Source organism: Streptomyces sp. SID11385, assembly GCF_010548245.1.
Classification (GTDB): Bacteria; Actinomycetota; Actinomycetes; order Streptomycetales; family Streptomycetaceae; genus Streptomyces.
The window spans coordinates 1-12,486 of record NZ_JAAGLR010000431.1 but is presented as its reverse complement, the minus strand read 5'-3'; the positions used below and the strand labels follow the sequence as shown (position 1 = coordinate 12,486).

Here is a 12,486-nt window from a genome sequence, read left to right as displayed (position 1 = left end):
CCCAGGAGAGGCCGTTCGCCGTGATGCCGTGCAGGGCGAGGACGGTCGGCGCGTCCGGCTCGCGCGCGGGCCAGTGCAGGACCGCGAGGTCGCCGCCGCCGACCGGCACCCGCACCTCGTCGAAGGGCAGCGGGGAAGTGCCGAGGTCCGTCGTGCTCACGCGTCTTGCCTTTCGGTGGGGGCCGCCGCAGCGGCCGGGCTGTCGCCGCCGGGGGTACGGGTGCCGGAGCGGGCCGCGCGGACGCGTCCCGGGAGCGCCGCGAGCCCGCCCGGCAGCACGTTGACGACGATCACGAAGAGTACGCCGAGGAGGAAGAGCGGCTGGCTCAGCGGGACCCGCAGCACCGAGGGGAGGTCGGCGACGGTCGCCGAGTTCGCGAGGTCGCCGAGCCGGTGGTCCGCCCAGGTGTAGAGGATGCCGCCGAGCATCGGCCCCCACCGCGTGCCCGAGCCGCCGAGCACGACCATCACGAGGAGCGAGAGCGTGAACTCCGACGTCGTCGTGGCCGGGGTCGAGCCGCCCGTGAGCAGGAGGTGCACGATGCCGCCGAGCGCGGCGAGCGTGCCCGCGACGACGAAGGCGACGAGCTTGAACCCGTACGGGCGCAGGCCGAGCACCTCCACGCGCCGCTCGTTCTCCTTGATGCCCTCCCACACGCGGCCCGTGGGGGAGTGGGTCGTCCAGTGCACGACCGCGAGGCACAGCACGAGGAACGCCAGCGCGATCCAGTACAGGTTCGCGGTGTTGCCGATCCCGACGAGCGAGGCCGGCAGTGCCTCGCCCGGCGCCGAGATGCCCTCCTCGCCGCCCGTGAAGCCGCCCGGGTCGCGCGCGACGAGCAGCGAGGCCGCCTGCGCGAACGCGAGCGTCACCATCGAGAAGCCGATGCCCGTCACGCGCAGGCTCACCGCGCCGAAGAGCAGCGCGGCGGCGATCCCGAAGACCAGGCCGAGCACCGCGGCGAGCCAGAACGACAGGCCCGCCTCCCGCAGGAAGGTGTTGGTCGCGTAGCTGCCCGCCGCGAAGTACAGCGCGTGCCCGAAGGAGAGCAGCCCCGTGCGCCCGAGCAGCAGGTCGTACCCCGTCGCGAGCCCGCCGAACAGCAGGCACAGCGCCAGGAGTTGCAGACTTCCCGCGCTGCCCACCGGCCCGTCGAGCAGACCGGGGATCTCCACCGTGCCGTACGGCAGCACGAAGAGGACGACGAGCACGGCGGCCGGCCACCAGCGCAGGAGCCGCCGCTTGGGGTCCGGCGCGCCCGCCCGCCCGGCGCGTTCGGTCCGTGTTTCTGTGATGGTGCTCACGCGAGCCTCCCCGTCAGTCCGCGCGGGCGCAGCAGCAGGAGCGCGGCGAGCAGGACGACGACGGCGAGGTCGCCGAGCCCTGCGCTGGTGTAGTAGTTGGCGAACTGCTGGACGAGGCCGATGACGACCGAGGCGACGGCGGCGCCGCTCACGGAGCCCATGCCGCCCGTCACGACGACGACGAACGCGAAGATGAGCAGCGAGGTGCCCTGGCGCGGGTCGACCGAACCGAAGTAGAGCCCGCCGAGCGCCCCGCCGAGCGCGGCGGCGGCCCCGCCGATCGCGAAGACCAGCGTGAACGCCTTGCGCACGTCGATGCCGAGCGCGGTGACCATCGCGCGGTCCTCGACCCCGGCGCGTACGACGAGGCCGTGCCGCGTGCGGTCCAGGAAGAGCTTCAGCGCGGCCCACACCACGACGGCCGCGGCGACGAGCACGAGCCGGTTGACCGGCACGCGCGCGCCGAGCAGCCCGAAGGTGTCGCCGAGCGCCTCGGGCCCGGGGAACTTGTGCGCGTCCGAGCCCCAGATGCCCGCGAGCAGCGCGGGGACGGCGAGGGAGATCCCCACGGTGGCGAGGACTTGTTCACGCGGGCGCGTGTACAGGGGTCGTACGACGAGGAGTTCGACGAGCACCGCCGCCAACGTGCCCACGCAGACGCCGAAGACGACCGCGAGGACGAAGCCGAAGCCGCCGGACCCGGCGCCGGGGAGGTGCCCGGACGCGGCCCACCACGTGGCGTACGCGCCGATGGAGAGCAGCGCGCCGTGCGCGAAGTTGAGCACGTCCATGAGCCCGAAGATGAGCGAGAGCCCGGAGGCGACGAGGAAGTAGAGCGCGCCGAGACCGAGTCCGGTCAGGACGAGCAGGACGACGGTGGACATCAGGCACCCGCTTTCTTCGGTGCGGCGGGGGCTTCGGAGGAGGCGGAGGGCGAACCGGCGGGGGCTTCGGAACCGGCGGCGGGACGGGCCCGCCCCACCCCGAGCAGTCGCCGGGTCGCCTCCGGGTCGCTCAACAGCGCGTCCGCCGGGCCCTGGTGGGCCGTGCGGCCGTCCGCGAGGACCGTGCAGCGGGTGGCGAGCCTGCGCACCATCGCGAGGTTCTGTTCCACGAGCAGCACGGGGACCGCCTCGGCCGCGCGCTCCAGGACGTGCGTCACCTCGGTGACGACCTTCGGCGCGAGTCCCTTCGTCGGCTCGTCGGCGATGACGAGCTTGTTGCCGTTGAGCAGTGTCCGCCCGATCGCGAGCATCTGCTGCTGACCGCCCGAGAGCGTGCCCGCCAACTGTCGCTCTCTCGCTCTGAGTTCGGGGAACAGTTCGTGCACCCGGGCGTAGTCCGGTGTGCCGCCCGCGCGTTCGGCGAGCCGCAGGTTCTCGGCGACCGTGAGCGAGGCGAACACGCCCCGGTCCTCGGGCGCGTAGCCGATTCCCCGCCGCACGAGCGCGTGCGTCGCGAGCCCCGCGGTCTCCGCGCCGTCGAACACGACGCTTCCCGTGCGCGGGACGAGGCCGAGCGCGCCCCGTACCGTCGTCGTCTTGCCCGCCCCGTTGCGCCCGAGCAGCGCGGTGACGCCCGAGGGGGCCACGTCGAGGTCGACGCCGTGCAGGATGTGCCGCCCGCCGATGAGGACCCGCAGTCCCCGTACCGCGAGCAGCGGTGGTGCCGTGTTCACAACGCCTCCCCGAGGTACGCCTGTTGCACGGTCTCGTCGGCGATCACCGCGTCCGGCGCGTCGAGCGCGAGGAGCCGGCCGTGGTGCATGACGGCGAGCCGGTCGGCGAGGCCGAGCAGGATGTCCATGTGGTGCTCGACCATGAGGACCGTGCGGCCCTCGTCGCGGTGCAGCGAGCGGATCAGCCCGGTGAGCGCGGGGACCTCCTCGGCGCTCACCCCCGCCATCGGCTCGTCGAGCAGCATGAGCCGGGGTTCGGCGACGAGCAGCACCGCGAGTTCGAGCTTCCGCTTCTCGCCGTGCGAGAGGGCCGAGGCGAGTGCCCCGGCGCGGTGTGCGAGGCCCGTGCGCTCCAGCACGTCGGCGACCTTCTCGCGGTACGCGGCCGCCCTGCGCCACACGCGGTACGAGCCGCCCGCAGCGGCCTGCGCCGCGAGCCGCACGTGCTCGGCGACCGTCATCGCGGGCCACAGGCTGGAGGTCTGGAAGGTCCGTCCGAGGCCGCGCCGTGCCCGTGCGTGCGGGGCCGCGCGGGTGAGGTCGTCGCCGTCGAGCAGGACGCGGCCCGAGGTGGCGGGCACGAGCCCGCTCACGAGGTTGAACAGGGACGTCTTCCCGGCCCCGTTGGGCCCGATGAAGGCGAGGAACTCGCCCTCGCGGACGTCCAGCGAGACGTCTTCGAGTATCCGGGCCCCGCCGACCGTCCAGCCCACGCCTTCGAGCGAGAGGACGGGCGGGGCCAACGGCCTTTCCGCGCGCACTGCTTGTGTCGTGCTCACCGGGTCAGCCCTTCATCGGCTGGACCGGCGGGGTGACCTCGCCCTTGTCGAGCTTCTTGACCAGCTCTGGCCGCGCGCCTGCGCCCGTACCCTTCAACTTCGCCTGGAACATGGGCTGGAGCAGTGCGTGGTCCTCGGCGCGGACCTCGTTCGCCCCCTTGACGCCCTCGAACGACCAGCCCTCCAGGGCCTTGATCATCCCGGCCGTGTCCTCGGGGCTCTCCTCCGCCGCCCGCACCACCATCTGCGCGGCGGTGAAGCCGTCGGGCGTGAACAGGTCCGGCACGCCGCCCTGTTCCTTCACCGATGCGGTCATCGCCTTCTCTGCCTCGGTGCCCGCCGCGCCGCCGAAGTAGTGCGCGAGGAAGGTGATCTTGTCGCCGCCCTTGCCGAAGACCGGGTACGAGGCGGTGCCCGCGAGCCCGGTCGTGACCTTCGAGGAGCTGAGCACGCCCTGCTGGTCGAGCGCCGTCCACAGCGCGGGCGCGGTCGCCCCGGCCCAGGCCACGAAGACCAGGTCCGGCTTCGCCGACTTCACCTGCCGCGCGAACGGGGTGAGATCGGTCGCCGACGGCGGCGCGAGCACCTTCGAGACCTTCGCGCCCTCCTTGCCGAGCACGGCCCGCACGGCCGCCACGTTCGCCTGCCCGAACGTCGAGTCCTGCGCGAGCACCGTGACCTTCTTGCCCTTCGCGTCGCCGAGCATCGCGGCGGCGGTCAGGGTGTCCTGGTAGGACTGGCGGCCCGAGCGGAAGGTGTACGCGTTGATGCCGGTCACCGCGTCGGTCGCGGCGGGCCCGTCGAGGAAGAGCACCTTGTTCTGCGCGGCGAGCGGCGCCATCTGGAGCGCGATGCCCGAGTCCGTCGTCCCGGCGAGGATCTTGTAGCCCTTGCCGATGAGGTCCTTGCCCGCGGCCGTCGCCTTCGCCGCGTCCCCCGCGTCGTCCCGCTCCGTCACCACGATCTTGTGGCCGCCCACCTTGTTCGTGCCCTTGGTCGCGTAGTCGAGACCGGCCTTGAAGCCCTGGAGGTACTGCTTGCCGTAGTCGGCGAGCGGCCCGGTCCTGGAGTAGACGAGACCGACCTTCACGGGCGCGGACCCGCTCTTCGCCCCCTCGGAGCCACCCGTGCCGGGCGAGGCGCAGGCGGAGAGGAGCAGCGTGCCGAGCGAGAGGGCCGCGAGGGCGGCGAGTCTTCCGGAGCGGGCAGGAGCGAGGGACATGGCGGACCGGCTTTCGCTGGGGCCACCACGTCCCCACGGGGGACGGACCTGCGACGGACGACGGTGGCGGCGCGGGTGAACTGTCGGCCAGACCGTAGGTTCCGGGCAGGGCCCCCGGACATGGTGCCGCGCACCGTACCTGTGGGGGCGACGGTGTGGGCGCGGCACATGGGGGACACCCGCGTGACCCGGGCGGGCCGCGACCGGAGCCGCGCCGGGACCGCCCCTGGCCTATCGCTCAGAAAGCGACAGAATCCGACGTCGTTATTGTCTCGGTTCTGTTCTGTTCCTAGGGTGGGCGCGGTTCCGCAAGAGATCCCGGCCGGAAGGGCACAGCCATGCCGCACCCGTCCCGCGTGAACGTGAGCCGCCGTCGCCTCCTGGAGGCGGGGGCGGTCGTGCTCGGCACGCTCGCGATGACCCAAGTCCTGCCCGCAGCACGGACGTTCGGCGCGACGGGGGACGTGAGCGCGGGCGGCGACGAGTGGAACGGGCACATCGACCTCTTCCGCCTCGGCACCGAGCCCGCGCACACCACCCTCATGCCGTACGAGAGCGTCCGGCAGGCGCTCGCCGCCGACCGCACGCGCTCCCCGTACCGGCAGAGCCTCGACGGCCGGTGGAAGTTCGCGTACGTGGAGCGGCCCGCCGACAAGCTCGACGACTTCTACCGCACCGACCTCGACGACTCCGGCTGGGAGACCGTCCCGGTGCCGTCCGCCTGGCAGTTGCACGGCTACGACAAGCCCCTCTACGTCAACATCACCTACCCGTGGTGGGGCGCCAACGGGCTCGGCGAGGAGGCCCAGCCGCCCGCCGCGCCGACCCGGTACAACCCGGTGGGCCAGTACCGGCGCACGTTCACCGTGCCGGGGAGCTGGCGCGGCCGGCGCACCTTCCTGCACTTCGAGGGCGTCAAGGCGGCGCACTACGTCTGGGTCAACGGGCAACTCGCCGGGTACCACGAGGACTCGTACACGCCCGCCGAGTACGACATCACCCCGTACCTCGTGGACGGCACCAATCAGGTCGCGGTCGAGGTCTACCGCTACTCCGACGGCGACTGGCTCCAGGATCAGGACATGATCCGGCTGAGCGGTATCTTCCGCTCGGTGTACCTGTTCTCGACGCCCGCGGTCCACCTGCGGGACTTCAAGATCGAGACCCCGCTCGGCGACGGCTACCGGGCGGCGGAGCTGTCGGTCACGGCGCACGTACGGGACTACGCGGGCGACGCCGAGGGCGCCGCGTACAAGGTCGAGACCCAGCTCTACGACGCCGACGGGCACGCCGTCTGGAGCCGGCCGCTGACCGGCTCCGCCGCCCTCACCGCGTCCGAAGTGAGCGTCGAGTACGCCAAGTCCGTCCCCTCGCCGCGCCTGTGGTCCGCCGAGGACCCCTACCTCTACACCGCCGTCCTGCGCCTGCGCGACCCGCACGGGAAGGTCGTCGAGACGCTGTCGCACCGCGTCGGCCTGCGCGAGTTCGCGCTCAAGGACGGCCTCATGCGCATCAACGGGCAGCCCGTCTCGCTGCGCGGCACCAACCGCCACGAGATGGACCCGGACCGCGGCTCCGCCCTCAGCCGCGCCGACATGGTCCGCGACATCCGGATCATGAAGCGGCTGAACATCAACTCGGTACGCACCTCGCACTACCCCAACAACCCCCTGTGGCTCGAACTCGCCGACGAATACGGCCTCTACCTCGTCGGCGAGACCAACCTGGAGACCCACGGCGTCAACGGCGAGTACCCCACCAACCACCCCGACTGGACGAAGGCGTGCGTCGCCCGCGCGCAGAACATGGTCCACCGCGACAAGAACCACGCCTGCGCCGTCATCTGGTCGCTCGGCAACGAGGCGGGCAGCGGGTCCGCCTTCAAGGCCATGTACGACTGGATCCACGGCTACGACACGACCCGCGTCATCCACTACGAAGGCGACAACAGCCCGGGCGTCAGTGACATCCGCTCGAAGATGTACGAGTCGCCGAGCCAGGTGGAGGCCCGCGCGAAGGACACCGGTGACACCCGCCCCTACGTGATGGTCGAGTACGCCCACTCGATGGGGAACTCGACCGGCAACTTCAAGGAGTACTGGGACGTCGTGCGCCGCTACGACGTCCTCCAGGGCGGCTGGATCTGGGACTTCGTCGACCAGGCCCTGAACTGGCCGACCCCGGAGCGCGTCGTGTTCACCGAGACCGGGCCCGCGCGCCTCAAGGGCCGGATCGTCAACCCGTCCGGCTCCTTCAGCCGCGACAAGGGCGTCTCCGGCGCGACCGTCTTCGCCCGCGACGACGGCCTCGACCTGCGCGGCTCCCTGACCCTCGAAGCCTGGGCCACCCCCCACGTACGCGGCTACGACCAGCCGATCCTCGCCAAGGGCGACACCCACTACGCGCTCAAGCAGTCGGGGAAGACCCTGGAGTTCTTCTTCTACGCGGACGGCGAGTGGATCACGGCCTCCTGGCCCACGCCCGACGAGGGCTGGACCGGCGTCGAGCACCACATCGCGGGCGTCTTCGACGCGGACAAGGGCACTCTCACCCTCTACGTGGACGGCGAGGCCAGAGCGACGAAGACCACGACGCGCACGCCGTCCGGCTCCACCGCGTCCCTCTCCCTGGCCGGCGAGGTGGAGAACCCCGTCCGCGAGTTCAGCGGCACGATCCGCCGGGCCCGCGTCCACGCCCGCGCCCTGAGCGCCGCCGAACTCGCCGACAACGGACGCGGCCCCGACGACGACGGAGTGCGCTTCTGGTTCGACGCCCGCACGGTCGGCCACGAGGCGAAGAAGGCGAGGGAGAAGACCTTCGCCGCGTACGGCGGCGACTGGGGCGACAACCCGAACGACGGCGCCTTCAGCGGCGACGGCATCGTCCTGCCCGACCGCGCCCACACCGGGAAGGCCGCCGAGGTCAAACGGATCTACCAGACGATCGGCGCGAGCCTCAAGAAGGGCGGCGCGCCCGGCGCCCTCACCCTCTCCAACGAAAACCTCTTCACCAACCTCCGCGCCTGGAACGGCAGCTGGGAACTGGCCTGCGACGGCGAGGTGGTCCGGCGCGGGAAGCTCAGCCGCGCACAGCTCGACGTCGCCCCGCTCAGCAGCAAGGACATCACCGTCCCCGTCCACCTCCCGGACGACCCGGCCCCCGGCGCCGAGTACTTCCTCCAGCTCTCCTTCACGACCAAGGAGCGCACCCCGTGGGCCGACGAGGGCTATGAGGTGGCCCGCGTCCAGCTGCCCCTCGACGCGGGCAGCCCCGAGGTGAAGCCCGTCCCGCTCGCCGCCGTGCCGAAGCTGTCGTACGAGGACGGCGCCGAGCGGATCACCGTCAGGGGCGACAAGGGGCTCAAGGCTGTCATCGACAAGTCGACCGGACTCCTCACCACGTTCGAGGCCGGTGGCACCGCACTGCTGCTCAGCGGAGCGGTCCCCAACTTCTGGCGCGCCCCGACCGACAACGACCGCGGCAACGGCCAGCACACCCGCAACCAGACCTGGCGGGACGCGGGCGCCCGCCGCACGGTCGAGAAGGTGACGGCACGCCCGCTCGGCGACGGCCGCGCGGTCACCGTCACCGTCGAGGGCACCCTGCCGACGTCCACGAAATCCGCGTACAGCACGGTGTACACCGTCTTCGGCAACGGCGAGATCAAGGTCGACAACACCCTCCACCCGGGCGCGGCCGACCTCCCCTACCTCCCGGAGGTCGGCACGATCCTGCACGTACCCGCGGGCTTCGACCGGCTGCACTACTACGGCCGCGGGCCCGAGGAGAACCACTGGGACCGCAAGGACGGCACCGATGTCGGCCGCTGGTCCTCCACCGTGCGCGAGCAGTGGACGCCGTACCTCCGGCCGCAGGAGAACGGCAACAAGACCGACGTGCGCTGGGCGGCCCTCACCGACCGCCGCGGCCGGGGCCTGCTCGTGTGGGGCGAGGAACTCCTCGAAGTCAACGCCTCCCACTTCACCCCGGAGGACCTCTCCCTCGGCGACCGCCACGACTTCCAGCTCACCCCGCGCGACGAGGTGATCCTGCGCGTCAACCACCGGCAGATGGGCGTAGGCGGCGACCAGAGCTGGGGCGCGCACACCCATGACGCGTACAAGCTGTTCGCGGACCGGGACTACGCGTACACGTACCGGCTGCGGCTGATCAGCGACGTGGCGGAGGCGGGACGGGCGGCGCGGCGCCCGACCGGAACGGCGTAGTCGGCGGGGACGACGGGAGGGGGCGCGGTCCCAGGGGCCGCGCCCCCTCCCCTGTCGGCCCCGCGGACGAAGGCGCCGTCGCCGCGCGCGACGGGCGACGTGACACGATCAGTGTCATGGACGTCTCCCGCGCCGCCCCCGCGTACCCCTTCGACCGGGGTGACTCCGCGCGGGACGCCGTCGTGGAGTGCGCGCGGACCGAGCGAGGGAGCCCTGGGACATGCTGAGAGAGGTCACCGCGACCCGCTACGACAAGGCCCTCTTCGCGGGCGGCTCCGTCCCGGGCGTCGTCGAGGCCGATGACCTCGGCACCTATGTCGTCAAGTTCGCCGGGGCCGCGCAGGGGCGGAAGGCGCTCGTCGCCGAGGTCATCGTGGGGGAGCTGGGGCGGCGGCTCGGGCTGCGGGTGCCCGAGCTGCTGCTGGTGGACTTCGACCCGGCGCTCGGGGCGGCGGAGCCGCATCAGGAGGTGCGGGAGCTGCTCGACGCGAGCGGCGGCATCAATCTCGGGATGGACTACCTGTCCGGGGCGGCCGATTTCGTCGCGGGGGAGTTCCCCGTCGATCCGGTCGAGGCCGGGCGGATCGTCTGGCTCGACGCGCTCACCGCCAACGTCGACCGCACCGTGCACAGCACCAACCTGCTCGTGTGGCCCACGCGCGGCATCGCGCCACCGCGTCTGTGGCTCATCGACCACGGCGCCGCGCTCGTCTTCCACCACCGCTGGGCGGGGGCCGAGGACGCGCGCGGCAAGGCGTACGACTTCCGGGCGCACGCCCTCGGCGGCTACGCGCCCGACACGCGCGCCGCCGACGCCGAGCTGGCCCCGCGGGTCGGCGAGGAACTGCTGCGCGAGGTCGTCGCACTCGTCCCGGACGCGTGGCTCGAAGGCGAGGAGGGCTTCGCGGGGCCGGAGGAGGTCAGGGACGCCTACGTACGGCACCTCGCCGAGCGTGCCGCGCTCTCCGCGCGCTGGCTGCCGACCGGGTTCCCGAGCGCGGGCGAGCTGTCCGAGGCCGAGCGGCGCCGCCGCGACAGGACCCTCGCGGGCCGCCCGGCATGGCTCCAGCACGTCCCCGACCTGCACGGCCGCCAACAAAGCTGAGCCCGGAAATCAGCCCCTCCGGCGTTTGAGGAGAGGGGTCCGGGGCGGAGCCCCGAAGGGGGGTGGGGCGAAGCCCCCCGGGGCTCGGGGCGGAGCCCCGGCCCCTTCAGCCCCGCAACCGCGCGTACGCGGGCACCGTCAGGAAGTCCGCGTACGTGTCGGCGAGCGCGACTTCCAGGAGCAGCGTGTACGCCTCGTCCCAGCGGCCCGCGGTGTACGTCTCCTCGCCGAGGTCCGCGCGCAGCGCGGCCAGGTCCTCGTCGGCGATCCGCCGGACCAGGTCGCGCGTGACGAGGACGGGCGCGCCCTCGTGCTCGACCTCGACGCCCGCGTCGATCCACTGCCACAGCTGCGAGCGGGAGATCTCGGCGGTCGCCGCGTCCTCCATCAGGTTGAAGATCGCGACCGCGCCCGAGCCGCGCAGCCACGCCTCGATGTAACGGATGCCGACCCGCACCGCGTTGACGACCCCGTCGTACGTCGGCCGCGCGTCGAGCGAGTCGATCGCGATGAGGTCGCTCGCGGCCACGTCGACGTCCTCGCGCAGCCGCTCCTTCTGGTGCGGGCGCGCGCCGAGCACCGCGTCGAAGGACTCCATGGCGACCGGGACGAGGTCGGGGTGCGCGACCCACGAGCCGTCGAAACCGTCCGCCGCCTCGCGGTCCTTGTCGGCGCGGACCTTCGCGAACGCGGTCTTGTTGACCTCCGGGTCCTTGCGCGAGGGGATGAACGCGGCCATGCCGCCGATCGCGTGCGCGCCGCGCTTGTGGCAGGTGCGGACGAGGAGTTCGGTGTACGCGCGCATGAACGGGGCGGTCATCGTCACGGCGTTGCGGTCCGGGAGGACGAACTTCGCTCCGCCGTCACGGAAGTTCTTCACGATGGAGAAGAGGTAGTCCCAGCGGCCCGCGTTGAGCCCGGCGGCGTGCTCGCGCAGCTCGTAGAGGATCTCCTCCATCTCGTAGGCGGCGGTGATCGTCTCGATGAGGACCGTCGCGCGGACCGTGCCGTGCGGGATGCCCAGCCTCTCCTGCGCGAGCGTGAACACGTCGTTCCACAACCGCGCTTCGAGGTGCGACTCCGTCTTCGGCAGGTAGAAGAACGGGCCCTTGCCGCGCGCGGCGAGCCGCTCGGCGTTGTGGAAGAAGAAGAGCCCGAAGTCGACGAGCCCGCCGGGGACCGCCTCGCCGTCGACCTCCAGGTGGCGCTCGTCCAGGTGCCAGCCGCGCGGCCGGACCACGACGGTGGCCAGCTCCGCGTCGGGGCGCAGCGCGTAGCTCTTGCCGGTGCGCTCGTCGGTGAAGTCGATCTTCCGCTCGAAGGCGTCGATCAGGTTCGCCTGACCCCCGATGACGTTCTCCCACGTGGGGGCGGAGGCGTCCTCGAAGTCGGCGAGCCACACCTTGGCGCCCGAGTTGAGCGCGTTGATCGTCATTTTGCGGTCGGTGGGACCGGTGATCTCGACGCGGCGGTCCTGAAGCGCCTCGGGGGCGGGCGCGACGCGCCACGAGTCGTCCTCGCGGATCGCGCGCGTGGCGGGCAGGAAGTCGAGCGAGGCGGTACGGGCGATCTCCGCGCGGCGCTCGGCGCGGTGCGCGAGGAGTGCGGCGCGGCGCGGTGCGAAGGCGCGGTGCAGCTCGGCGAGGAAGGCGAGCGAGGCCGGGGTGAGGATCTCCTCCTGCCGGCTCGCGTGCGGGGCGTCGGCGACGACGACGGCGGGAGCGGGTGCGGACATGAGGGGCACTCCTTCGGCTTCGGGGGGACGGCACGTTGTGTGCGGCAGGGCGCTTGTGGCACTGCGTGCCACGCGCTTTCAGGGGGCAGGCGGGGAGGGGTGGGGGCCTACGGACGGAAAGACCCGTGCTCTCCGCTTGCTAATGGATACTAGTTTTCTTATCGCGGAAGTCAATGGCCGGGGTCGCCCGGGGCGATGTCCCTCGGTGCCAGCCCGGTCGGTCGCGGGGGTCAGGACGTCCCGCGCAGCCGCCGCAGGTCCTCGGGGGTGTCGATGTCGTACGGGTCGCAGAGGTCCCCGCACTCGACGAGCCGGAGCTCCGCCGCGTGCTCCCGCAGGTAGGCCCGCGCCCCCTGGTCGCCCGCCGCCCCCGCCGCGACCCCGGCCCAGTGCGCGGCGCCGAGCAGGACCGGGTGCCCGCGCTCGCCGCCGTACG

At 72.4% G+C, this 12,486-nt stretch carries 8 protein-coding genes and 2 pseudogenes; 2 read left to right on the top strand and 8 right to left on the bottom strand.

The window, feature by feature from the left end; translation table 11 throughout:
• The 6 genes and pseudogenes from G3I42_RS37545 to G3I42_RS13220 form a co-directional block, all read right to left on the bottom strand.
• Positions 1–160: pseudogene (locus G3I42_RS37545) on the bottom strand (alpha/beta hydrolase); the annotation flags it as partial.
• Positions 157–1,305, bottom strand: a complete 1,149-nt coding sequence (locus tag G3I42_RS13240; RefSeq protein ID WP_164285630.1) for a branched-chain amino acid ABC transporter permease — start codon at positions 1,303–1,305, stop codon at positions 157–159. The gene G3I42_RS13240 and the pseudogene G3I42_RS37545, both read right to left, overlap by 4 nt.
• On the bottom strand, positions 1,302–2,189 hold the full coding sequence (locus G3I42_RS13235) for a branched-chain amino acid ABC transporter permease (protein WP_164285628.1): 888 nt from the start codon (positions 2,187–2,189) through the stop codon (positions 1,302–1,304). Before G3I42_RS13235 ends, G3I42_RS13240 begins: the two co-directional genes overlap by 4 nt.
• The gene (locus G3I42_RS13230; RefSeq protein ID WP_164285626.1) at positions 2,189–2,983 is read right to left on the bottom strand and encodes an ABC transporter ATP-binding protein; all 795 of its coding nucleotides are present in this window, start codon (positions 2,981–2,983) and stop codon (positions 2,189–2,191) included. Before G3I42_RS13230 ends, G3I42_RS13235 begins: the two co-directional genes overlap by 1 nt.
• A complete protein-coding gene (locus G3I42_RS13225) occupies positions 2,980–3,726 on the bottom strand; it encodes an ABC transporter ATP-binding protein (protein ID WP_164285624.1) in 747 nt (248 codons plus the stop codon). The genes G3I42_RS13230 and G3I42_RS13225 overlap by 4 nt, the downstream gene beginning before the upstream one ends.
• A 40-nt stretch (positions 3,727–3,766) precedes the next feature.
• On the bottom strand, positions 3,767–4,984 hold the full coding sequence (locus tag G3I42_RS13220) for a substrate-binding domain-containing protein (protein ID WP_164285622.1): 1,218 nt from the start codon (positions 4,982–4,984) through the stop codon (positions 3,767–3,769).
• 338 nt (positions 4,985–5,322) lie between these two features.
• Between G3I42_RS13220 and G3I42_RS13215 the strand changes: the two genes are divergently transcribed.
• A complete protein-coding gene (locus tag G3I42_RS13215; protein WP_164285620.1) occupies positions 5,323–9,210 on the top strand; it encodes a glycoside hydrolase family 2 TIM barrel-domain containing protein in 3,888 nt (1,295 codons plus the stop codon).
• A 220-nt stretch (positions 9,211–9,430) separates the two neighbouring features.
• On the top strand, positions 9,431–10,315 hold the full coding sequence (locus G3I42_RS13210; RefSeq protein WP_164285618.1) for a HipA family kinase: 885 nt from the start codon (positions 9,431–9,433) through the stop codon (positions 10,313–10,315).
• 106 nt (positions 10,316–10,421) lie between these two features.
• On the opposite strand, the gene aceB is transcribed toward G3I42_RS13210, so the two are convergent.
• Together aceB and G3I42_RS13200 are read right to left on the bottom strand one after the other, a co-directional pair.
• Entirely contained in the window at positions 10,422–12,050 is a 1,629-nt protein-coding gene (aceB, locus tag G3I42_RS13205) for a malate synthase A (protein WP_164285616.1), read from the bottom strand.
• A 230-nt stretch (positions 12,051–12,280) separates the two neighbouring features.
• Positions 12,281–12,486, bottom strand: a pseudogene (locus tag G3I42_RS13200) (4-diphosphocytidyl-2C-methyl-D-erythritol kinase); the annotation flags it as partial.

What these genes read in the sequence shown, in the direction of transcription:
- G3I42_RS13215 (WP_164285620.1), top strand. Translation starts at nt 5,323, where the DNA reads ATGCCGCACCCGTCCCGCGTGAACGTGAGCCGCCGTCGCCTCCTGGAG.
- aceB (WP_164285616.1), bottom strand. Translation starts at nt 12,050, where the DNA reads ATGTCCGCACCCGCTCCCGCCGTCGTCGTCGCCGACGCCCCGCACGCG.
- G3I42_RS13235 (WP_164285628.1), bottom strand. Translation starts at nt 2,189, where the DNA reads ATGTCCACCGTCGTCCTGCTCGTCCTGACCGGACTCGGTCTCGGCGCG.
- G3I42_RS13220 (WP_164285622.1), bottom strand. Translation starts at nt 4,984, where the DNA reads ATGTCCCTCGCTCCTGCCCGCTCCGGAAGACTCGCCGCCCTCGCGGCC.
- G3I42_RS13210 (WP_164285618.1), top strand. Translation starts at nt 9,431, where the DNA reads ATGCTGAGAGAGGTCACCGCGACCCGCTACGACAAGGCCCTCTTCGCG.